Raw genomic sequence first — 21,039 nt, 5'->3', positions numbered from 1 at the left:
GGTTAGCGCTGGGCCGTGGCGGGTGCCGCGGCCACTGCCGCGGTGGCGGGTTCTTCGGAGTAGCCGCCGCCCAGCGCGCGGATCAGCTGCACCTGCGTGTCGATGGCGCGCGCTGCCAGGTCAACGCCCTGGCGGCGTTGCGCCAGCACGGCGGTTTCGGCACTCAGCACCTGGAGGTAGTTGCCCAGGCCGGCCTCGTAGCGCTGCAGGGCGATGGCGTAGGCGGCTTCGGCGGACGTTTGCGCGGCGGCGTGCTCCGCCTGCTGGCGGCCAATGGCCTGGGCCGAGGTCAGCTGGTCGGCCACGTCGCGCACGGCGTCGAGCACCAGCGCGTTGTAGCTTTCCACGGCAGCATCGAGGTCGGCCGTCTTGCCGCGCAGGTTGGCGCGCAGGCGTCCGGCATCAAACAGCGGCAGACGGATGGCGGGGCCCACACCCCACTGGTCGCTTCCGGTCTTCTGCAGGCGGTCAAAGCCGATGCTGGAGTAGCCGGCAAAGGCGGTCAGGTTGACGTTGGGGTAGAACTGGGCCTTGGCGCTGTCCACGTCGCGGGCAGCAGCCTCCACGCGCCAGCGCGCGGCAGCAATGTCGGCCCGGCGACCCAGCAGGTCCATGGGGATCGTCTGTGCAATTGCTACTGTTTTGATAGCTGTCTGCGCAGGTATTTCAAGGCTCAGGGCCGAAATTGGCTGTGCAGTCAGGGCTGCCAGGGCGTTGAGGGCCAGGGCTTTCTGTTCCTGGATCAGTTCGATCTGCAGGCGGGCGTCGGGCAGTGCGCTGTTGCTTTGCTGCAATTCCAGTTGCGTGTCCAGGCCGGCGTTCACGCGGTCCTGCACCAGCTGCCGGGTTTGTTCCCGTTGCGCCAGTGTGCGCTGTGCGACATCGAGCTGGGCGTTCAGGCGCACCAGCTGAAAGTAGGCACGGGTGATGTTGCTGGCCAGCAGCATGCGGGCTGCCTGGGCATCGGCCTGTGCCGCCCGTGTCTGGCCCAGGGCCGCTTCCAGCGCGGCCCGGTTTTTGCCAAAGAAATCCAGCTCCCAGCTGGCGTTGGCCTGCACGGTGCCGAGCTCCTGGATGGAGCCGCCCAGCGGCGCCGGGTAGATGCTGTTGGCGCTGAAGCGCTGGCGCGTCAGGTCGGCGCCTGCGCCGAGTTGGGGAATGTCGGCCGCATGGATGGCATCGCTGCCGGCCTGCATGCGCTGCAGCCGCGCCTGCGCAACGCGCAGTGACGGATTTTTGTCCAAGGCCTGGGTAATGAGCTGGTCGAGCTGCGCGTCGCTGTACATGCGCCACCACTGCGCATCCAGTCCCGGGGTTGCGGAAGCGGGCGCGGCGGGGCCGTCCTGCAGGCCCAGTGCCTTGGCGTCCAGCGGACGGGCCTGGGGCAGGATGCCCGAGTAGTTGGCGCAGGCGCCCAGGGACGCCAGCAGCACGGCGCCCAGGGCATGGCGCGCCCAGCGTGGGGTTGAGGGGGCGTGAGTTTCAGTTGGCATGGGAATCTCTTGAGTGATCGGTGGCAGCCTTGATGGCCTGGGCATTGGCAAAGATGCGCCGCAGGTAGCTTTTGAGGGTTTCAAATTCTTCGGGGCTGAACCCCGCGAGGTGGGCGTTCTGCACACCGCACAGCACCTGGGGAATTTCGCTGGCGGCCTTCTTGCCGTCTTCCGTCAGAGCGATGTGCACCACACGCCGGTCGGCTTCGGAGCGCTCGCGCCGGCACAGGCCCTTGGCTTCCAGGCGGTCCAGCAGGCGGGTGGTGGCGCCGGTGTCCAGGCGGCACTCGCGTGCCAGCTCCGCCACGGTGGAGGCCTGTTTGTTGTAGAGCTTGAACAGTGGCAGCCACTGCGCATTGGTGAGATCGGTGTGCGCCAGCTGCTGCTCCACCTCCTGGGCCACCATGGTCAGGATCTGGCGCATGAGGTAGCCCATGCTCTCGTCCGGGTTGTAGCCCTGCGCACGGTAGAACGTGTCGCATGCCGGGCCGGGCGGCTGGGGGGCGGGTGGTGCTGTTTTCATGGGCGTCAATATTAATTGCTTAGGCAATTAATGTCAAGGCTGTTATTGATTGGGCAGCTATTGGGGCGTGTCCGCTGCGCGGCAATTGGCGCGGGGGCTGTACTTACGGGGGAGGAAGAGAGGGGCTGGCGTGTTGCAGCTGGGGGACTGGAGCGGGTGAAGGGAATCGAACCCTCGTATGAAGCTTGGGAAGCTGCCGTTCTACCATTGAACTACACCCGCAGTGCTGCGCAGACGGCGCTAGTTTACATCGCCCTGCGCGTGCTTTGTTGCGCCGGGCGCGTTCAGGACATGCGAAAGACCGAGATGGCCTGCACCAGCCCGGCGGCCTGCACCCGCAGGGATTCGGCCGCCGCAGCGCTTTCTTCCACCAGGGCGGCGTTTTGCTGGGTGCTTTTGTCCATGTCGGAAACCGCCTGATTGACGCCCTGGATGCCATCGGCCTGCTCGGCTGTGGCGCGGGAAATTTCGGCGACCATGGTGTTGACCTGCTCGATGGACGCCACGATGCGACGCATGGTTTCGCCCGCCGCTTGCACCTTGCTGGTGCCGGACTCGACCTGCTCGATCGAGGTGCTGATCAGGCCCCGGATTTCCTTGGCGGCCTCGGCGCTGCGCCCGGCCAGGCTGCGCACCTCGCCAGCCACCACTGCAAAACCACGCCCTTGCTCACCGGCACGGGCTGCTTCGACGGCGGCGTTGAGTGCCAGGATGTTGGTCTGGAAGGCGATGCCGTCAATGGTGCCAATGATGTCGCCAATGCGCTTGGCCTGCGCGCTGATGCCATCCATGGTCTTGACGACTTCGGCCACGTCGTCGCCGCCTTGCTGCGCCACGCGGGAGGCGTCGGCAGCCAGGCGATTGGCCTGCACGGCGGTTTCGGCGTTGAGCTTGATGGTGTGAGTCAGGTCGTTGACTGAGGACGAGGTGGCCTGCAGCGCCGAAGCCGTCTGCTCGGTGCGCGCAGCCAGGTCGTTGTTGCCGATGGAAATTTCGCTGGCAGCGGTGTCGATCTGGTCGGCGTTGCGACGGATGTTGTCGATCATGCCGCTCAGGCGCTTGGCAACGTCATCCAGGGCCTGCAGGACCTGACCGGTGGCGTCGCCACCGGCGGCAATGTTGTGGTGCTTGAGGTTGCCGTCTGCAACTTCCCGGGCAATGGAGACGGCTTCGCCCAGCGGCTGGACAATCAGGCGGTTGCAGTACCAGGTGACCGCGGCGGACAGCACCAAGGCGAGGGTTGCAAGCACCAGGGTGCCGGTGTTGATGAACGCGACGGTCTTGCCAACTTCCGCCGCGGCGGCGGTGCCGCTCGCCATTTCAGAGTCCACCACGGTGGTCATCTGTTTGCGCAACTCGGCGTAGGCGGCTTCGGACACCGTCATCATGGTCGCTGCGGTGGACAGGCTGGCGCTCTTCATGTCCAGGGTATCCAGCGCGCTGCGCTCGAACTTCTTGAATGCCTCTTCGGTTGCCAGCAACTGCGCCACGGCTTGCGGGTTCTGGTCGCCAGCGGCTTTCTTTTGCTCCTGCAGTGAAGCGCCCAAGGCCTTGAATTCTTCGCCAATCCGCTTGTCCAGTGCGGCGATGATTTCGGGCTTGAGGCCTGCGCCTTCGTAGGCCAGGCTCTGCATCACCATGCCATTGAGCTGCACGGCCCGTTCCTTGAGCGAACCGGCGGCCGCCATCTTGGGCAGGTTGGTCTGGCTGATTTCTTCCAGTGCGGCGCTGGCCTGTCGGTTGCCAATGTAGCTTTGTAGGGCCAGGGCCAGCAGAAAGATCATGACAAGAAGCGGTGCCAGGGTGATCTTGACGGAGACTGGCAGGCGGCGAATGAGCTGATGCATGGGGTGTGCGGGGCAAGAGTCGGGTTGCGTAGAAACCCGGTTTTGGGGAGCGGAACAAAAAAGGGCCAACCCATGTTGGCCCTTATCCAATTGGCGGGTGTGTAGCCCTTAACGGTAGATGCCGACCGCCACGAAGCCGTCAAAATTGCCGGCCTTCAGCACGTAAGTGGTCTTGCCTTCCACTTTTTTTGTCTGGGGATGTGCCCAGTCGTAATCGATCCAGCCGGAGCCCTTGGTCTTGACGACCTCGATGGCTTCCTTCACGAACTGCTTGCCGTTCTGGTCTTTCATTTCCAGCAGGCTCTTGCCAACCAGCTTCTCATTGGCGCCGTGTGCCAGGACGTTGCCCTGGAAGTCCGCGACGTAGACGTAGATGTCTTTCTTGGTCCAGTTGGCCTTGTCGCTGGTGAAGTCCTTGAACGCCTTTTCAGTACCGGCCGACTTGATGTAGGCGACCGCCTTTTCGGCCATGGCCTTGGCTTCGTCTTTGGTGCCGTGTTCCTGGGCCATGGCATTGACGGATACAAAACCAACCAGGGTGAAGGCGAGCAGGGCGCGCAGTAATTTCATTGTCGAGTCTCCAACGGTGTTAAACAACAGGTGTGCGACGCACATCCATGCAGCAGTTCATGCACTGCCGCTTGTAAGTTTATCGGTAGTTTCGTAACCGAACTTGATGACACGCAATTTAAAAACGCGTCAATCTAAGGGAAAACCCCTAGATGCACTCAGGCGGGGTGCCCGTTGAGCTGAAACACGCGAACCTCGTCGGCCAAGCGTGCGGCCTGCGCCTTCAGGCTGTCTGCGGCGGCGCTGCTTTGCTCCACCAGGGCGGCATTCTGCAGCGTGACCTGGTCCATGCGCCCGACCGCTTCGCTGACCCGGCTGATGCCGCCGTATTGCTCGGTGGTTGCACTGTGGATTTCTCCGATCAGCGCGCTGACTTTTTGCACCTGCAGGACGATCTCCTGCATGGACGCGCCAGCGTCGTTCACCTGGCGGGCGCCGGCCTCTACCTTGCCGACGTTGTCGCCGATCAGCTTCTTGATTTCCTTGGCGGCTTCCGCTGAACGGTGGGCGAGCTGGCGAACCTCGCTGGCCACGACGGCAAAGCCGCGACCCTGCTCGCCCGCGCGGGCTGCTTCCACGGCGGCGTTGAGCGCCAGGATGTTGGTCTGGAAGGCAATGCCGTCAATCACGCCGGTGATGTCGCTGATGGTCTGGGACGAGGCGGCAATACCCTGCATGGTGGCCACCACCTGGGCCACGGCGTTGCCGCCCGCCACGGCGCTGGTGCAGGCGCTGGAGGCCAGGCGGTTGGCTTCATCGGCGGTGTGGGCGTTGTGTCGGACCGTTTCTGCCAGCTGCTCCATGGACACAACGGTCTGCTGCAGGTGGGTGGCTTGTTCCTCGGTGCGGTGGCTCAGATCGGCGTTCCCGCCCGCAATCTCTGCGGAGCCGGTCGCAATGCTCTCGCTGCTGTGGCGCACCGCGCCCACGATCTTGGCCAGGCGCTCGCGCATGGTTTCCATGGCAGCCATGACGCTGCCGGCCTGCACCGAAGTGGAGGATGCCTGCGTGCCCAGGTTGCCGTCTGCAATGGCCAGCGCGATGTGGGCCACCTCACCGGGTTCACCCCCCATCTGGCGCACGATGGAGCGCACGACGATGGCGGCAGCGCCGATGCCCGCCACCAGGGCGACAGCGCAGGCAATCACCAGCATCATCAGGGAAAGGCGGTAGGTTTCCGCGCCCTGCTGCGCGAGCTGCTTGGCAACGCCGGACTTGAAATCCCACTTCTGGTTGATGGCGATGGCGGCCGCCTTGGACAGGCGCTCGGACTTTCCGGTGAACAGCCGGCGGGCTTCCTCGACCTTTTCCGGGTTGGCGAGTGCCTCGCGGGAAGCGGCCTTGAGCTTGTCCCAGTCGGCCATGGCCCGTCCGGTGGCGGCGATCACGTTCTGCCACAGCTCCCGGTCTTCATCGCCTGACAGCAGCTTCTCGTGCTCAGCCAGGGCGGCTTTGAGTTCGTTGCTGGCGGTTTGAATGCCCGCTTCGAGTTCCGTCATCTCGGCTTCGGAACTGGCCATCAGGTGCTGCGCCTGCAGCATGCGAATGGCCGCCATCCGCTCCTCCCATGAGCGCACGGCCTGCAAGGAGGGAGTCGTGTTGGCGGTGTAATAGTCCAGCGCGCCGTGAATCACGCTGATCTGCTTGGCCGCCATGCCGGCTACGCCCATCAGCAGGACCAGCAGCAGGCCAAAGGCCCATGCCAGCCGGGTGCTGAGTTTGAGTTTCGCCAGGTAATTCATGGGCCTTGCGTTCCGGCTTTACTTCAGGATGTCGCCAATGCAGAGGTATTTCACCTCCACGTAGTCGTCCATGCCGAAGTGGCTGCCTTCGCGGCCCAGGCCGGACTGCTTGACCCCGCCGAAGGGCACGTGCTCGGTGGCCAAAATGCCGACGTTGATGCCCACCATGCCGTACTCCAGCGCCTCGCCCACGCGGTAGATGCGCCCGATGTCGCGGCTGTAGAAGTAGCTGGCCAGGCCGAACTCGGTGTTGTTGGCGGCATCAATGGCTTCCTGCTCGGTCTTGAACTTGAACACCGGGGCGAAGGGGCCAAAGGTTTCCTCGCGGGCGCACAGCATGTCGGGTGTAGCGTTGGCCACCACGGTGGGCTCGAAGAACTGGCCGGCCAGGCGCTTGCCACCCACCAGAACCTTGCCGCCCTTGGCGACGGCGTCATCCACGTGGCGCTGCACCTTCTCCAGCGCGGCTTCCTCGATCAGCGGGCCCTGGTTCACGCCGTCGTCGAAGCCGTTGCCGACCTTGGCGGTGCGCACCTTGGCGGCGAACTTCTCGACGAACTGGTCGTACACGCCTTCCTGCACGTAGAAACGGTTGGAGCAGACGCAGGTCTGGCCGGCGTTGCGGTACTTGCTGGCAAAGGCCCCCTCCACGGCGCTGTCGATGTCGGCATCGTCAAACACCAGGAAAGGCGCGTTGCCACCGAGTTCCAGTGCCAGTTTCTTGACGGTGGGAGCCGACTGGGCCATGAGAATGCGGCCCACTTCGGTGGAGCCGGTAAAGCTCAGGTGGCGCACCACGTCGCTGGCGCAAATCACCTTGCCCACGGCAATGGAGTTGCTGCTGTCGGCGGTGATCATGTTGAGCACACCGGCAGGAATGCCGGCCCGGATGGCCAGCTCGGCGGCGGCCAGGGCCGTCAACGGTGTCAGCTCGGCCGGCTTGATGATGACGGGGCAGCCAGCGGCCAGGGCCGGTGCCACCTTGCGGGTGATCATGGCCAGGGGGAAGTTCCAGGGCGTGATGGCCGCGCACACGCCAATGGGCTGCTTCAGGACCATCAGGCGGCGGTTGTTGTCGAACTGGGGCAGGGTTTCGCCGTTGACGCGCTTGGCCTCTTCGGCAAACCACTCCACAAAGCTGGCGCCATAGGCCACTTCGCCCTTGGCTTCGGCAAACGGCTTGCCCTGCTCGGCTGTCATCAGGCGCCCCAGGTCTTCCTGGTTGGCCATCAGCAGATCGAACCACTTGCGCAGGATGATGCTGCGCTCCTTGGCCGTCTTGGTGCGCCAGGCCGGCCAGGCGGCGTTGGCCGCTGCGATGGCGGCTTCGGTCTCTGCCGGTCCCAGGTTGGCCACATCGGCCAGCTTCTGGCCGGTGGCGGGGTCCAGCACGTCGAAGCGGCTGGGGCCGGCGATCCATTGGCCGTTGATCAGGGCGTCGGTCTTGAGGAGGGTAGGGTCCTTGAGCAGGGCCAGGGGGCCAGTGGGTTTTTGCATGGATGAACTCATGGTGTGTAGTGGGCAGAACAGTATTTAGCGAACTTCGACTTCGATGAAGACCACTTCGTGGTCCGTCGGGTTGATGACATTGTGTTGCACGCCAATGCTGCGTGCGTACGACTGGCCTGCAACCAGCGGCACCGTCTTGGGGCCTTCCGGGGTTTCCAGCTGCAGGGCTCCGTTGGTCTGGGGTATCACCACATAGTTGTGGCCATGGGTGTGCCAGCCGGTCTCCGCGCCGGGGGCAAAACGCCATTCGGTCACGATGACGTGCTCATTGCTGACTTGCACGGTGGGAACGGCGGGGGGGCGTGTGGACGGGGTCATGGGTATGAAGGGCAGGTCGGGTTCAGCGGTAGCGCACGCCGGGCAGCACGCACAGCATTTCAAACAGCAGGTTGGCACCCAGCAAGGCGGTGTTGCCGGTGGTGTCGTAGGGGGGGGAAACCTCCACCAAGTCGGCGCCCACCAGGTTCAGGCCATGGCAGCCGCGGATGATCTCCAGCGCCTGCGGCACCGTCAACCCGCCAATTTCCGGGGTTCCGGTGCCGCCGGCAAACGCCGGGTCGATGCCGTCGATGTCAAAGCTCAGGTAGCAGGGGGCCTGGCCAATGGATTCACGCACCTGCTCCATCAGAGGGGCGAGCGACTGGTACCAGACCTCGTGGGCCTGCACCACGGTGAAGCCTTGCTGGCGTGGCCAATCGAAGTCCTCCGCGCTGTAACCGCTGCCGCGCAGGCCAATCTGCCAGACCTTGTCGGTCTGCAGCAGCCCTTCTTCCACTGCACGGCGAAATGGCGTGCCGTGCGCAATGCGCTCGCCAAACATGTCATCGTTGACATCGGCATGGGCATCCACATGGATCAACGCCACCGGGCCGTGCCGGCGAGCCATGGCCCGCAGGATGGGGAGCACGATGGTGTGATCACCGCCCAGCGTCAGCGGCTTGCACCCGGCATCCACCACGGGCTGGTAATGTCGCTCGATGATCTCGATCGATTTCTGCAGGTTGTAGGTGTTGATGGCCACATCACCCAGGTCGGCCACCTGCAGGGCATCGAACGGGGCGGCGCCAGTGGCCATGTTGTAGGGCCGGATCAGACTGGATTCGGCGCGGATCTGCCGGGGTCCAAAGCGTGCGCCTGAGCGGTTGCTGGTGCCAATGTCCAGCGGCACGCCAATGAAGGCAGCGTCCAGCCCCGTGGCCTCGCCCACCATGGGCAGGCGCATCATGCTGGCCCAGCCGCCGAATCGGGGCATGGTGTTGCCCCCCATGGGTTGGTTGTAGGTCATGGGCATAGGTGTGGCATCAGATGGTGTTGGACTTGGCTCGCCCACGCAGCCACTCCAGCGCCATCATCAGGGTGGCCGTGAAGAGGATAAGCAGGGTGGCCACGGCGGCGATGGCGGGGGAAATGTTCTCCCGGATGCCTGTGAACATCTGGCGCGGCAACGTGGCCTGCATGGGGCCCGCCAGGAACAGGGTCACCACCACCTCGTCAAACGAGGTGGCAAACGCAAACAGCGCACCCGAGATCACTCCCGGCGCAATGACCGGCAGGGTGATGCGAAAGAAAGTCTGGACCTGCCCGGCCCCAAGGCTCAGGCTGGCCTTGACCAGGTTTTGGTTGAAGCTCTGCAGAGTGGCCAGCACCGTGGTCACCACAAAGGGTGCTCCCAGGGCGGCATGGACCAGCACCAGGCCGGTATACGAGTCTGACAGCCCGATGCGTGCAAAGAACAGGTAGGTGCTGACCCCGACCACCACGATGGGCACCACCATGGGGGCGATCAGCAGGCTGGTGATCAAGCCCTTGCCAAAGAACTGCACGCGAGCCAGCCCCACGGCGGCCAGGGTGCCCAGCGAAGTGGCGAGCAGCGTGGCCAGCGGGGCCACGATGAAGCTGTTGCGCGTGGCGCGGGCCCAGTCTTCCGAGGCAAAGATCTCCTGGTACCAGCGCAGGGACCAGCCCGGAATGGGGTACGACAGGAAGGACGAGTTGCTGAACGACAGCGGAATGATCACCAGGATCGGCAGCAGCAGGAACACCAGCACCGCGCCGCACAGCGTGCGCAAGCCGTACCAGCCGAGTTTGTCGGCCAGCGTGTAGTAGGCGGGAAAGGAGGACGGTTTCATGGTGGTTCAACCCAGGCTCAACTCGGCTTTGGCAAAGCGGCGGTACACGGAATACAGAATCAGTGTGGCAGTCAGCAGGACCGAGCCCAGCGCGCAGGCCATGCCCCAGTTGACATCCACGTTGGTGTACTGGGCCACGTAGTAGCTCAGCATTTGGTCGGCTGCGCCACCCAGCAGGGCCGGGGTGACGTAATAGCCGATGGAGGTGATGAACACCAGTAGGCCACCTGCAGCCACGCCGGGATAGGTCTGGGGCACGTAGACCCGGAAGAAGGCGGCCAGCGGCGCGCTGCCCAGCGACACGGCGGCGCGCACGTAGTTCTGTGGCACCGACTTCATCACGCTGTACAGCGGCAGGATCATGAACGGCAGCAGGATATGCACCATGGCAATCACCACGCCCAGCCGGTTGAACAGCAGGGGGATGGGGCCGTCCGTCAGACCGGTGAACATCAGGAAGCGGTTCACCAGTCCGTTCGATTGCAGCAGCACGATCCAGGCGGCAATGCGCACCAGCACCGAGGTCCAGAAGGGCAGCAGCACCAGGATCATCATCAGGTTGGCACGGCGCTCGCTCAGGGTGGACAGCCAGTACGCCAGCGGATAACCGATCAGGATGCACACCAGCGTTACCACGGCGCTGATGGAGAAGGTGCGCAGCAGGATGTCGCTGAATGCAGCTTCTTCCGCGCCGACCCGCACGATCTGGCCCTGCGCATCGCGCTTGAGGTCCAGCGAAGTCAGCAGGTAGTCCGGCGTCCAGCGGGAACTGTTCTTGGCAATGGCCCACCAGTAGGGCAGTTCGCCCCAACGCGGGTCGTGGGCCAGCAGGTGCTCCCGGGCCTGCTCCGGGCTGAGCCCTTCGCCCAGGGGCAGCGCACGGTAGGTGCCCATGATGAGGGAGCGGGCTCCGCTCACCTCGGAATTGAGCCGGCGGGCCAGCACGCCGGCCTGCGCGGTTTCGGGAATGGCCGCCAGGTCGGCCAGCAGCGCGGCATAGGCCGCATCAGGCGGGGCCGCCTTGCGGTCCCAGTGCGCAAGCGCTTCGCCGGTGCGGCCCAGGGTGGAGGCCACCTCCGGGTTCTCGACAGCGCGAACCAGCAAGGCACCCAGCGGCACCAGGAAGGTGACCGCCAGGAATACCAGCAGCGGGAGGGTCAATGCCATGGCGCGCAGACGTTTGCGGCGCTCCACCCGGGCCAGCTGGCGGGCCAGGCCCGGTCCAGCGATGCTCTCAGAGGCGATTGACGTCATGGGCAGGGAAGCCGTTGCGTTCATGCATTGACCCTTTTTATGTCCGCTTTACTGTGCAGCCCAGGCAGCGAAACGCTTTTCCAGCGCTTCACCCTGGTCGGCCCAGAAGTGGATGTTGAACTGCAGGGCGTCCTTGCTGTTGGCGGGGGACGTTGGCAGCAGGCTCAGCACCTTGGCGTCCAGCTTGGCCAGGGCCTTGTTGTTGGTGGGGCCGTAGGAGATGTTGCGTGCGTACTCGGCCTGGGCATCAGCGCTGGAGGCGTGGGTGATGAACTTCTGAGCCAGGGCCTTGTTGGGCGTGCCCTTGGGCATGACCCAGTAGTCCAGGTCATAGATGCCGCCGGTCCAGGTGATCTTCAGGTTTTTGCCTTCGCGCTGGGCAGCATCGATGCGGCCGTTGTAGGCGGTGGTCATGGTCACGTCACCGGCCACCAGGAACTGGGGCGGCTGCGCGCCGGCTTCCCAGAACTGGATGTTGGGCTTGAGTTCGGTCATCTTCTTGAAGGCACGGTCCGCGCCTTCCTTGGTGGCCAGCACCTTGTAGACGTCGGCAGACTTCACGCCGTCGGCCATCAGGGCGAATTCGAGGTTGTAACGCGGACCCTTGCGCATGCCGCGCTTGCCGGGGAATTTCTTGGTATCCCAGAAATCAGCCCAAGTGGTGGGAGCGGTCTTGAGCTTGTCGCCGTTGTAGGCCATCACGGTGGACCACACGAAGGTACCCACGCCGCATTCATGCACGGCGGCGGGCTGGAAGTCGGCCTTGTTGCCGACCTTGGACCAGTCCATCTTCTCGAACAGGCCTTCGTCGCAGCCGCGGTTCACGTCGGGGCTTTCCACTTCCACCACGTCCCAGGTCACGTTCTTGGCTTCCACCATGGCCTTGATCTTGGCCTGCTCGCCGTTGTATTCGACGGGCACCACTTTGCCCGCGCCGGCCTTTTCAAACGATTCGAAGTACGCCTTCTTCTGGGCGGCGCCGTTGGCACCACCAAAATTCACCACGGTCAGCTGGCTCTGTGCGAGCACCGGCAGGGTGACGATGGCAGCCACGGCAATCATCAGGGGTTTGAGTTTCATCGACGGTTCCTTCCAGGAGAAGTTAAGTTGAAAGTGCTGACAATCAGCGGTACACACGCAGGTGTTTTTCTAGGGCCAGGACCTGAACGGTCTGGCCGGGTTCTGGCAGCTCGTGGTGCGCCAGAGGCATCTTGATGGTGGCGTCGGCCTGGCCGGGCACCTCGCAGCGCAGCCGTAGGTGGTCGCCAAAGTACATGACGTCGGCCACGCGGGCCGCAAAGGTGTTGGCGTCGGCCTGGGACGCCAGCTGGAGCCGTTCCGGACGGATGCCGCACTGCACGGCATCGCCCACCTGGGCGGCGTTGACGTTGAAGCCGCGCAGCACGCCCCCGTTGGGCAGGCGCACTTCGCACTGGGTGCCGTCGAGCTTGGCGACCTCGCCCTGCAGCACGGTGCGGTCGCCCACAAACCCTGCCACGAAGCGGTTGACTGGTGTCTCGTAGAGGCGGTCCACCACGTCGATCTGCTGGATCATGCCTTCGTTGAAGACGGCCACGCGGTCCGACATGGTCAGGGCTTCCGTCTGGTCGTGCGTCACGTACACAAAGGTCACGCCCAGGCGGCGGTGCAGGGCCTTGATCTCGATTTGCATGTGCTCGCGTAGCTGCTTGTCCAGCGCGCCCAGCGGCTCGTCCATCAGTACCAGCTGGGGGTCGAACACCAGCGCCCGCGCCAGCGCCACGCGTTGCTGCTGGCCGCCCGAGAGCTGCGACGGATAGCGTGAACCCATGCGGCCTAGCTGCACCATGTCCAGCGCCCGCGCCACCTTGGCTTCGCGGTCGGCGGCGGACACCTTGCGCACGGTCAGCGGGTAGGCGATGTTGTCGGCCACGGTCATGTGGGGGAACAGCGCATAGTTTTGGAACACCATGCCGAAGTTGCGCTTGTGGGGCGGTGTGCGGGTAATGGGCACGCCGTCCAGGCTGATTTCACCGGCAGTGGGGGATTCGAACCCGGCGAGCATCATCAGGGTGGTTGTCTTGCCGGAACCGGAGGGGCCCAGCAGCGACAGGAATTCGCCACGCTGGATATCCAGGTTCAGGTCGCGCACCACGAGGCTTGTGCCGTCATAGGTTTTCTGCACGCCCGTGAAGCTGACGAGGGCTTGGGGTTGGGTCATCGTAGGAGCCTGTTGTAACTAGAAGAATCAAGACTTGCGCCGCCATGTAAACGCAAGTTTGGTGCCATTGTGGGCAGATCAGGCCACGGCGTCAAAGCAGGCGGACACGATGGCCAGACCCTCGTCCAGCAGGGCATCGCTGGCGGTCAGCGGCACCAGCACGCGGATGACGTTGCCGTAGGTTCCGCAGGTCAGCAGGATCAGGCCGCGCTTGGTGGCTTCGGCAGCGATGCGCTTGGCCAGGTCGGCATCGGGCTGCTTGATGTCGCCGTTCTTGAACAGTTCCAGTGCCACCATGGCACCCAGGCCGCGCACGTCGCCAATGCACTTGTGGCGCTTGGCGATGGCTTGCAGGCCGTTGACCAGGCGGGTGCCGACATCGCGGCTGCGCTGCAGCAGGTTTTCCTTTTCGAACACATCCAGTACGGCCAGCGCGGCGGCGCAGGCGATGGGGCTGCCGGCATAGGTACCGCCCAGGCCACCCGGCGCTGCCGCATCCATCACTTCGGCGCGGCCCACCACGGCGGAAATGGGGAAACCACCGGCCATGGACTTGGCCATGGTGATCAGGTCGGGGGCCACGCCGCTTTGCTCCACGGCAAACCAGGTACCCGTGCGGCCGGCACCGGTCTGCACCTCATCGCAGATCAGCAAGATGCCGTGCTGGTCGCACAGGGCACGCAGGCGCTGCAGCAAGGCGGGCGGTGCCACCTGGAAGCCGCCTTCACCCTGCACGGGCTCCAGGATGATGGCCGCCACACGCTTGGCTTCGATGTCGTTCTTGAAAATGGCTTCCACCGAGGAGATGGAATCGTCCACCGTCACGCCGTGCAGGGCGTTGGGGAAGACGGCGTGGAACACCTCGGCGGGGAAGGGGCCAAAGCCCGTCTTGTAGGGCGCCACCTTGCCGGTCATGGCCAGCGTCAGCAGGGTACGGCCGTGGTAGCCGCCGCCGAAGCAGATGATGCCGGAGCGACCCGTGGAGGCGCGGGCGATCTTGATGGCGTTTTCCACGGCTTCGGCGCCGGTGGTGAGGAACAGGGTTTTCTTGGCGAAGTTGCCCGGCGCCTTGGCGTTGAGCTTTTCGGCCAGTTCCACATAGGGTTCGTAGGCCAGCACCTGGAAGCAGGTGTGGGTGTACTTGTCGAGCTGGTCTTTCACGGCCTGGATGACGGCAGGGTGGCGATGGCCGGTGTTCAGCACGGCAATGCCACCGGCAAAGTCGATGTAGCGTTTGCCTTCCACGTCCCAGATTTCGGCGTTCTCGCCCTTGGCGATGAAGATCTGGTGGCTGTGACCCACGCCGCGCGGGATGGCGGCCTCGCGGCGGGCGAACAGGGCGGCGTTGGTGAGGTGGGCGTCGCGTTGCATGAGAATCCTTGGACAGTGGCGGGTGGTTGGAAAAGCCCTGTGGGTCTGGGCGTCTATGGGGGCAGACTTTAGGGGGCAGTCCCTAGAGCTAACATATACAGATTGCTGCGGTTTTGGAATGCACTGTGCAGTCCGTACGACCAGTACATACAAACCCTAGCCCGTTGGGGCCTGTTTTTTCCGATGTTTGCACTCAATCCTCAGTCTTCCGTGCCGCTGGTAACCCAGATCGTGAGCGGATTTCGCCAGATGGTGGACGACGGCGCCCTGCGTGCGGGTGCTAAGCTGCCCTCCATCCGCCAGTTCGCGCACGCCAACGGCGTCAGTGTCTACACCGTTGTCGACGCCTACGACCGCCTGGTGGCGCTGGGGTATTTCCAGTCGCAGGCGCATTCCGGGTTCTTTGTCCGCAGCCGCGGCAGCCAGGGCGCCTCGGCCTCCGGGGGGGCGGGGTCCTACAGCTTTGACTCCATGTGGTTTCTGTCGCGGATCTTCGAGAACCGCGGCCTGCGCAGCAAGCCCGGGTGCGGCTGGCTGCCGGGTGAATGGCTCTTTGCCGACGGCCTGCGCCGCAGCCAGCGCAACCTGGCCGCCCAGGAGACCGATCTGGGCGGCTACGGCGAGCCCAGGGGCTATCTGCCCCTGCGCCAGCTGGTGCGGGATCTGCTGGCCGCGCGCGAGGTGGTGCTCAGCGCCGACCAGGTGCTGCTGACCCAAGGTTCCAGCCAGGCGCTGGACCTGGCGGCCCGCCGGCTGGTACGCCCCGGCGACGCGGTGCTGGTGGACGAGCCCGGCTACGCCAACCTGCTGTTTTCCCTGCGTTTCCTGGGGGCGCAGCTGGTGGGGGCGCCGCGCACACCGGCCGGGTACGACCTGGACACGCTGGAGGCCCGCATCATCGAGCACCGGCCCAAGGTGTTCTTCACCCAGCCGCGCCTGCAAAGCCCCACGGGCTCTACGGCCTCGCTGGCACACCTGCACCGGGTTCTGCAACTGGCCGAGAAATACGACATCACCGTCGTGGAGAACGACATCTATGCCGATCTCGACCCCGGCTCGCACCCCTCGCTGGCCAGCCTGGACCAGCTGCGCCGGGTGGTGTACATCAGCAGCTTTTCCAAGACCATTTCGCCCAACATCCGCGTGGGCTACCTGGCCGCCAACCCCGAACTGCTGGAAGACCTGGTGCGCCTGAAGATGATTTCGGGGCTGACATCGTCCGAATTCACCGAGCGGCTGGCCTACGGCGCCCTGATCGATGGCCGCTGGCGCAAGCACATCAAGACCCTGCGGGAGCGCCTGGCGCAGGGGCAGCAGCAGCTCTCCAGCCGCCTGCTGGAACTGGGGTTCGAGCTGTTCACCGAGCCCAAGGCCGGCATGTTCCTGTGGGCGCGCCACCCCGAAGTCCAGAATGCCGCCGAACTGGCCTACAAGGCGGCCGAGCAGGACATCCTGCTGGGCCCCGGTCACCTGTTCTCGGTCGACCTGGAGCCCAGCCCCTGGCTGCGTTTCAATGTGGCCTGGGCGCAGGACGAGGCCGTGCTCAGCTTCCTGCTCGGCCTCAAAGCCACCTAAAATCACGGGTTCGCCTGCTTTTGCAGGGCGCCCCCTGCCATTTCACCGGAGTTCTTGCCCACCATGACCCAAGCCACCGTTACCGTTGCCGACATCCGCAAGACGTTTCTCGACTTTTTCGCCTCCAAAGGCCACACGGTGGTCCCCAGCAGCCCGCTCGTGCCGGGCAACGACCCCACGCTCATGTTCACCAACTCGGGCATGGTGCAGTTCAAGGACGTGTTCCTGGGTGCCGACAAGCGCTCCTACGTGCGCGCCGCCTCGGTGCAGGCCTGCCTGCGTGCGGGTGGCAAGCACAACGACCTGGAAAACGTGGGCTACACCGCACGCCACCACACCTTCTTCGAGATGCTGGGCAACTGGAGCTTTGGCGACTACTTCAAGCGCGAGTCGCTCAAGTGGGCCTGGGAACTGCTGACCACGGTCTACAAGCTGCCGGCAGACCGTCTGCTGGCCACGGTGTACGCGGAAGACGACGAGGCCTACGACATCTGGACCAAGGAGATCGGTCTGCCCCCCGAGCGCGTGATCCGCATCGGCGACAACAAGGGCGGTCGCTACAAGAGCGACAACTTCTGGATGATGGCCGATACCGGACCCTGCGGTCCGTGCAGCGAAATCTTCTACGACCACGGTGACCACATTCCCGGCGGCCCCCCCGGCAGCCCCGAGGAAGACGGCGACCGCTTCATCGAAATCTGGAACAACGTGTTCATGCAGTTCGACATGGCGGAAGACGGCTCGGTTACGCCCTTGCCCGCGCCCTGCGTGGACACCGGCATGGGTCTGGAGCGCCTGGCGGCCATCCTGCAGCACGTGCATTCCAATTACGAGATCGACCTGTTCGACACACTCATCAAGGCGGCAGCCCGTGAAACCGGTCGCACCGACCTGGACAACAAGAGCCTGCGCGTGATCGCCGACCACATCCGCGCCACCGCCTTCCTGGTGAGCGACGGCGTCATTCCCAGCAACGAAGGCCGCGGCTACGTGCAGCGCCGCATCGTGCGCCGTGCCATCCGCCACGGCTACAAGCTGGGCCAGAAGACACCGTTCTTCCACAAGCTGGTCAAGGACCTGGTACAGGTCATGGGTGCCGCCTACCCGAACCTGGCCAACCAGGAAGCCCGTATCACCGAAGTGCTGCGCGTGGAAGAGGAACGTTTCTTCGAGACCCTGGCCACGGGCATGCAGATCCTGGACGAGGCGCTGGCCGGCGGCGTGAAAGTACTGCCCGGCGAAGTGGCCTTCAAGCTGCACGACACCTACGGCTTCCCGCTGGACCTGACCAACGACGTCTGCCGCGAAAGCGGGGTTGAAGTCGACAGCGCCGGCTTTGCCGCCGCCATGGAGGCGCAAAAGGCCAAGGGTCGTGCGGCGGGCAAGTTCAAGATGGACAAGGCGCTGGAATACAGTGGTGCCGGCAACACCTTCGTGGGCTACGAGCAGTTGACGCAGACAAGCAAAATCGTAGCGCTCTACGCAGATGGCACGCCGGTTGCCACGCTCAAGGCGGGTCAATCCGGGGTGCTGGTGCTCGACAGCACGCCGTTCTATTCCGAGTCCGGCGGACAGGTCGGCGACCAGGGCGCGGTGTTCTGCGACGGTGGCCTGTTCCAGGTGGAAGACACGCAGAAGATCAAGGCCGACGTGTTCGGCCACCACGGCGTGGTGCAAAGCGGCATCCTCGCGGTGGGCGACGCCGTGACGGCCCATGTGGACGCGACCAAACGTGCCGCCACCGTGCGCAACCACTCGGCTACCCACCTGATGCACAAGGCCCTGCGTGAAGTGCTGGGCAGCCACGTGCAGCAAAAGGGCAGCCTGGTCAATGCCGAGCGCACCCGTTTCGATTTTGCGCACAACGCGCCGGTGACCGACGCGCAGATCCGCGAGATCGAAGTGCGTGTGAACGCCGAGATTCTCGCCAATGCCGCCACGCAGGCGCGGGTGATGGACATCGAGTCGGCCCAGAAGACCGGCGCCATGATGCTGTTCGGCGAGAAGTACGGCGAGACCGTGCGCGTGCTCGACATCGGCTCCAGCCGCGAACTGTGCGGGGGTACCCACGTGCAGCGCACCGGCGACATCGGCCTGTTCAAGGTGGTGGGCGAAAGCGGCGTGGCCGCGGGCGTGCGCCGCATCGAAGCCGTCACCGGCCAGAATGCGCTGACCTACCTGCAGGACCTGGAAGACACCGTGGACGCGGCAGCGGCCCTGGTGAAAGCGCCCGTGGCCGAGCTCACGGGCCGCCTGGGCCAGATGGTGGACAACGCCAAGGCGCTGGAAAAGGAACTGGCGGCCCTCAAGGGCAAGCTGGCGTCCGCCCAGGGCGACGAGCTGCTGACGCAGGCGCAAGACATCAAGGGCGTCAAGCTGCTGGTGGCCACGCTGGACGGCGCCGACGTCAAGACCCTGCGCGACACCATGGACAAGCTCAAGGACAAGCTCAAGACGGGCGTCATCGTGCTGGCCGTGGTCGACGGCGCGAAGGTGCAGGTGGCCGTGGGTGTCACCACCGACACCACGGGCAAGGTCAAGGCGGGCGAGCTGGTCAACTTCATTGCGGCCCAGGTGGGCGGCAAGGGCGGCGGCAAGGCTGATATGGCCATGGCCGGCGGTACCGAGCCCGCCAAGCTGCCGGCAGCCCTGGCCAGCGTGCAGGGCTGGGTGGCGGGCAAGCTCTGACGTGCTATTGAATCTGTAGCTGTCTGCGCAGATTCAATGCGGGTTTGAGGGGGATTTGATGCTGAAAATCGCGCGTTCCCATCTGCTGAGCTTGGCCGTCTGCTGGCTGGCTTGGCACAGCCCCGGCGCGGCGGCGCAGGGCTTTGACGTGCAGCACTGGAGCCCGTCGGCGCCGGTGCCCGCGTTGCAGGCCACCGACCTGAGCGGCAATGTCTGGCGCCTGGCAGATCTGCGCGGCAAGGCCGTTCTGATCAACTTCTGGGCCAGCTGGTGCGAGCCCTGCCGCGCCGAGATGCCCTCGCTGCAGGCCCTGGCCGAGCGCCAGGGGCCGCACAGGCTGGTGGTGCTGGCGGTCAACTTCAAAGAGTCTCCGGCCACCGTGGCGCAGTTTGTCCAGCGCACCGGCCTGCGGCTGCCCGTGTTGCCCGACCCGCAGGGGGCCATCGCCCGCCAGTGGGGTGTTCGCATCTTTCCGTCCACGGTGCTGATCGCAGCGGATGGCCACGTGCGCGCCGTCGTGCGCGGGGAGGTTGACTGGGGCAGCGCCGACGCGGCCGCGCTGTGGGAGCCGCTGCTGAAGGCGGGGCAGTAGAGGGGCTTGCCGGGGCTTGCCGGGCACGGCGCAGGCCCAATGGCGGGGTTAGGTGCCACCCTCCGGAAGGCCAATGACCTGGCGGAACTTGCCGCTCAATCCGCTGGATGCAAACGGTTCGTACCCCTGGACGCATTGCACGTTGGACAGGCCCTGCGCAGCCAGAAAGGTCTGCAGATGGGCGGCCACCTGCTGCCAGACTTCCTGGGCATCGGCGCCGGCGTGGGGCTCGATGCGCACCCGGATATCGCAGGGTCCGGTCTGGACCAGCTGAAAACGCTGCAGTCCGCCGGCCTGTTCAATGACGGAACCAATGGCAAGCGGGGTGATGTGCACGACGGCGCCCGCGGCCGTCCGCAGGTGCAGCGTGTCATCCTTGCGGCCCTGTACCCGGATGGCGGGCAAGGGACTGCCGCACGGGCATGGCGTGCCGGACACGAGCACGGAGTCGCCCAGGTCATACCGGATGAGCGGCTGAACCTGGTTGGCCAGGCTGGTGATCAGCACCGTGTGGGACGGCGTGCCGGGCGGCGTGGGCGCGTGGTGCGCGTCCACCGGCTCCACCACGATCCAGTCGCTGTTGACGTGCAGCCAGCCGCAATCGCAGTCAAACGCTATGCATTGAAATTCCGAGGTGCCGTACGCCTCATGCACCGGGCGGCCAAAGGCGGCGCCCATCCGGACCTTGTCCGCGGCCGACAGAGACTCGCCGGTTGCCTCGATGATGACCGGATCAATGTGCAGCCGCCCTGCCATCCGCTCTTGCGCCAGCAGTTCCAGGGCGCTGGGGTAGGTGGTCAATGCCGCCGGGTCGTAGCGGTTGAGTTGGGCGACCAGGTCGGCCAGCGGCTGCTCGACCGAGAAGGCCGCGTATGCATGCCGCCGAAGCCCGCCCCGCCGTTTTTCGTGTTCCATCCAGCCGGCAGCGGCAAAATGGCCGGCCGTACCCACGGCCGCAGCCCACCGCCCGCGTTTCAGCAGGATTTCCCAGACGCCGCGTGGCGAGACCCAACTGCGGTCGATGCGGGCGAGGGCGATGGCTCGGTAGACGTTGATGGCCCGCTGGTCGTGGATGAAGAGGGCCGGGTGACCCGTGGTGCCCGATGAGGTGCAGGCGAGGTACTCGCCCAGAAACGGCCGGCCCAGGTTGGCGCTGCAGGCCATGAACGACTCCACCCCGTGCCGGGTGATTCTGGGGTCGGTTACCCAGGCATCAAAGTGGGCCATGAGCTCGGGCTTGGTCACGGGCGGCAAGTCCGTCAGGGGCAGTGCGCTCTGCGGCAGGTGTGCGTACCGGTCGCAGTAGAAGGGGGAGCGGGCGCGCGCGTGCGCCAGGAGTTCGGCAAGCCGCTGGCGCTGGCGCCGCTCCAGCCCGGTCGGGCCTTCGTGCTCGGCACGCAGCATGTCAATGGCCGCAGTGGCCCTGCTTGGTGTCTTGCTCACAGTCGACTCCCGGACGGTTGAACGTTGGTGGTGCAGCCGAGGCGCTGTATCTCCGCCACAGGCTGGCATGCCCACGCTGGGACCAGTGTAATCACGGACCGAC

Annotated in this window: 17 protein-coding genes and 1 tRNA gene; 3 read left to right on the top strand and 15 right to left on the bottom strand. The window is 65.1% G+C overall.

All coding sequences use genetic code 11. From position 1 onward, the window contains the following. Nucleotides 1-2: 2 nt before the first annotated feature. The 14 genes from AC1Q5W_RS07015 to gabT form a co-directional block, all read right to left on the bottom strand. Nucleotides 3-1,493 carry an efflux transporter outer membrane subunit gene (locus AC1Q5W_RS07015; protein ID WP_492643416.1) on the bottom strand — a complete coding sequence of 497 codons (1,491 nt, stop codon included), beginning with the start codon at nucleotides 1,491-1,493 and terminating at the stop codon, nucleotides 3-5. Continuing rightward, nucleotides 1,483-2,016: a MarR family winged helix-turn-helix transcriptional regulator gene (locus tag AC1Q5W_RS07010; RefSeq protein WP_492643415.1), complete on the bottom strand. Its 534-nt coding sequence runs from the start codon at nucleotides 2,014-2,016 to the stop codon at nucleotides 1,483-1,485. The genes AC1Q5W_RS07015 and AC1Q5W_RS07010 overlap by 11 nt, the downstream gene beginning before the upstream one ends. Before the next feature lie 148 nt (nucleotides 2,017-2,164). Beyond that, nucleotides 2,165-2,238, bottom strand: a tRNA-Gly gene (locus AC1Q5W_RS07005). A gap of 62 nt (nucleotides 2,239-2,300) precedes the next feature. Then, a complete protein-coding gene (locus tag AC1Q5W_RS07000) occupies nucleotides 2,301-3,062 on the bottom strand; it encodes a methyl-accepting chemotaxis protein (RefSeq protein ID WP_492704119.1) in 762 nt (253 codons plus the stop codon). Between the two features lie 909 nt (nucleotides 3,063-3,971). Further along, nucleotides 3,972-4,433, bottom strand: coding sequence for a cache domain-containing protein (locus AC1Q5W_RS06995; protein WP_492643413.1), 462 nt, complete (start codon nucleotides 4,431-4,433; stop codon nucleotides 3,972-3,974). A gap of 158 nt (nucleotides 4,434-4,591) precedes the next feature. After that, nucleotides 4,592-6,175 carry a methyl-accepting chemotaxis protein gene (locus tag AC1Q5W_RS06990; protein ID WP_492643412.1) on the bottom strand — a complete coding sequence of 528 codons (1,584 nt, stop codon included), beginning with the start codon at nucleotides 6,173-6,175 and terminating at the stop codon, nucleotides 4,592-4,594. A gap of 18 nt (nucleotides 6,176-6,193) precedes the next feature. Further along, a complete protein-coding gene (locus tag AC1Q5W_RS06985; RefSeq protein WP_492646112.1) occupies nucleotides 6,194-7,672 on the bottom strand; it encodes an NAD-dependent succinate-semialdehyde dehydrogenase in 1,479 nt (492 codons plus the stop codon). A 36-nt stretch (nucleotides 7,673-7,708) separates the two neighbouring features. Then, on the bottom strand, nucleotides 7,709-8,002 hold the full coding sequence (locus AC1Q5W_RS06980; protein ID WP_492643411.1) for a cupin domain-containing protein: 294 nt from the start codon (nucleotides 8,000-8,002) through the stop codon (nucleotides 7,709-7,711). A 22-nt stretch (nucleotides 8,003-8,024) separates the two neighbouring features. After that, nucleotides 8,025-8,975 carry an agmatinase gene (speB, locus tag AC1Q5W_RS06975; RefSeq protein ID WP_492643410.1) on the bottom strand — a complete coding sequence of 317 codons (951 nt, stop codon included), beginning with the start codon at nucleotides 8,973-8,975 and terminating at the stop codon, nucleotides 8,025-8,027. A gap of 10 nt (nucleotides 8,976-8,985) precedes the next feature. Further along, a complete protein-coding gene (locus AC1Q5W_RS06970; protein ID WP_492643409.1) occupies nucleotides 8,986-9,813 on the bottom strand; it encodes an ABC transporter permease in 828 nt (275 codons plus the stop codon). 6 nt (nucleotides 9,814-9,819) lie between these two features. Next, nucleotides 9,820-11,091: an ABC transporter permease gene (locus tag AC1Q5W_RS06965; RefSeq protein ID WP_492643408.1), complete on the bottom strand. Its 1,272-nt coding sequence runs from the start codon at nucleotides 11,089-11,091 to the stop codon at nucleotides 9,820-9,822. Between the two features lie 24 nt (nucleotides 11,092-11,115). Next, nucleotides 11,116-12,147, bottom strand: a complete 1,032-nt coding sequence (locus tag AC1Q5W_RS06960) for an ABC transporter substrate-binding protein (protein WP_492643407.1) — start codon at nucleotides 12,145-12,147, stop codon at nucleotides 11,116-11,118. Between the two features lie 43 nt (nucleotides 12,148-12,190). After that, complete coding sequence (locus AC1Q5W_RS06955) at nucleotides 12,191-13,267, bottom strand: ABC transporter ATP-binding protein (RefSeq protein WP_492643406.1); 1,077 nt, start codon at nucleotides 13,265-13,267, stop codon at nucleotides 12,191-12,193. A 78-nt stretch (nucleotides 13,268-13,345) separates the two neighbouring features. Continuing rightward, on the bottom strand, nucleotides 13,346-14,638 hold the full coding sequence (gene gabT / locus AC1Q5W_RS06950; protein WP_492643405.1) for a 4-aminobutyrate--2-oxoglutarate transaminase: 1,293 nt from the start codon (nucleotides 14,636-14,638) through the stop codon (nucleotides 13,346-13,348). Nucleotides 14,639-14,821: 183 nt separating this feature from the next. Here gabT and AC1Q5W_RS06945 point away from each other — a divergent pair, with 183 nt between their 5' ends. The 3 genes from AC1Q5W_RS06945 to AC1Q5W_RS06935 all read left to right on the top strand — a co-directional run bounded on the left by AC1Q5W_RS06945 (nucleotide 14,822) and on the right by AC1Q5W_RS06935 (nucleotide 19,493). Beyond that, nucleotides 14,822-16,213 carry an aminotransferase-like domain-containing protein gene (locus AC1Q5W_RS06945; RefSeq protein ID WP_492643404.1) on the top strand — a complete coding sequence of 464 codons (1,392 nt, stop codon included), beginning with the start codon at nucleotides 14,822-14,824 and terminating at the stop codon, nucleotides 16,211-16,213. A gap of 63 nt (nucleotides 16,214-16,276) precedes the next feature. Next, nucleotides 16,277-18,901 carry an alanine--tRNA ligase gene (alaS, locus tag AC1Q5W_RS06940; protein WP_492643403.1) on the top strand — a complete coding sequence of 875 codons (2,625 nt, stop codon included), beginning with the start codon at nucleotides 16,277-16,279 and terminating at the stop codon, nucleotides 18,899-18,901. Nucleotides 18,902-18,959: 58 nt separating this feature from the next. After that, a complete protein-coding gene (locus AC1Q5W_RS06935; protein ID WP_492643402.1) occupies nucleotides 18,960-19,493 on the top strand; it encodes a TlpA family protein disulfide reductase in 534 nt (177 codons plus the stop codon). A gap of 48 nt (nucleotides 19,494-19,541) precedes the next feature. Here AC1Q5W_RS06935 and AC1Q5W_RS06930 read toward each other — a convergent pair whose 3' ends face one another. Continuing rightward, on the bottom strand, nucleotides 19,542-20,936 hold the full coding sequence (locus AC1Q5W_RS06930; protein ID WP_492643401.1) for a phenylacetate--CoA ligase family protein: 1,395 nt from the start codon (nucleotides 20,934-20,936) through the stop codon (nucleotides 19,542-19,544). Nucleotides 20,937-21,039 lie beyond the last annotated feature (103 nt).

This window comes from Rhodoferax sp. MLSD5-FHT05B10, from assembly GCF_058793415.1.
Note: the sequence above shows the minus strand (reverse complement) of the source record. Positions and strands in the feature narration are given on the sequence as shown.

Excerpts from the sequence above, each read along its gene's own strand:
- AC1Q5W_RS06995 (WP_492643413.1), bottom strand. The coding sequence starts at position 4,433 with ATGAAATTACTGCGCGCCCTGCTCGCCTTCACCCTGGTTGGTTTTGTA.
- gabT (WP_492643405.1), bottom strand. The coding sequence starts at position 14,638 with ATGCAACGCGACGCCCACCTCACCAACGCCGCCCTGTTCGCCCGCCGC.
- AC1Q5W_RS06965 (WP_492643408.1), bottom strand. The coding sequence starts at position 11,091 with ATGAACGCAACGGCTTCCCTGCCCATGACGTCAATCGCCTCTGAGAGC.
- AC1Q5W_RS06990 (WP_492643412.1), bottom strand. The coding sequence starts at position 6,175 with ATGAATTACCTGGCGAAACTCAAACTCAGCACCCGGCTGGCATGGGCC.
- AC1Q5W_RS07015 (WP_492643416.1), bottom strand. The coding sequence starts at position 1,493 with ATGCCAACTGAAACTCACGCCCCCTCAACCCCACGCTGGGCGCGCCAT.
- AC1Q5W_RS06945 (WP_492643404.1), top strand. The coding sequence starts at position 14,822 with ATGTTTGCACTCAATCCTCAGTCTTCCGTGCCGCTGGTAACCCAGATC.
- AC1Q5W_RS06970 (WP_492643409.1), bottom strand. The coding sequence starts at position 9,813 with ATGAAACCGTCCTCCTTTCCCGCCTACTACACGCTGGCCGACAAACTC.
- speB (WP_492643410.1), bottom strand. The coding sequence starts at position 8,975 with ATGCCCATGACCTACAACCAACCCATGGGGGGCAACACCATGCCCCGA.
- AC1Q5W_RS06980 (WP_492643411.1), bottom strand. The coding sequence starts at position 8,002 with ATGACCCCGTCCACACGCCCCCCCGCCGTTCCCACCGTGCAAGTCAGC.
- AC1Q5W_RS06955 (WP_492643406.1), bottom strand. The coding sequence starts at position 13,267 with ATGACCCAACCCCAAGCCCTCGTCAGCTTCACGGGCGTGCAGAAAACC.
- AC1Q5W_RS07010 (WP_492643415.1), bottom strand. The coding sequence starts at position 2,016 with ATGAAAACAGCACCACCCGCCCCCCAGCCGCCCGGCCCGGCATGCGAC.
- alaS (WP_492643403.1), top strand. The coding sequence starts at position 16,277 with ATGACCCAAGCCACCGTTACCGTTGCCGACATCCGCAAGACGTTTCTC.
- AC1Q5W_RS06935 (WP_492643402.1), top strand. The coding sequence starts at position 18,960 with ATGCTGAAAATCGCGCGTTCCCATCTGCTGAGCTTGGCCGTCTGCTGG.
- AC1Q5W_RS06985 (WP_492646112.1), bottom strand. The coding sequence starts at position 7,672 with ATGCAAAAACCCACTGGCCCCCTGGCCCTGCTCAAGGACCCTACCCTC.
- AC1Q5W_RS07000 (WP_492704119.1), bottom strand. The coding sequence starts at position 3,062 with ATGATCGACAACATCCGTCGCAACGCCGACCAGATCGACACCGCTGCC.
- AC1Q5W_RS06960 (WP_492643407.1), bottom strand. The coding sequence starts at position 12,147 with ATGAAACTCAAACCCCTGATGATTGCCGTGGCTGCCATCGTCACCCTG.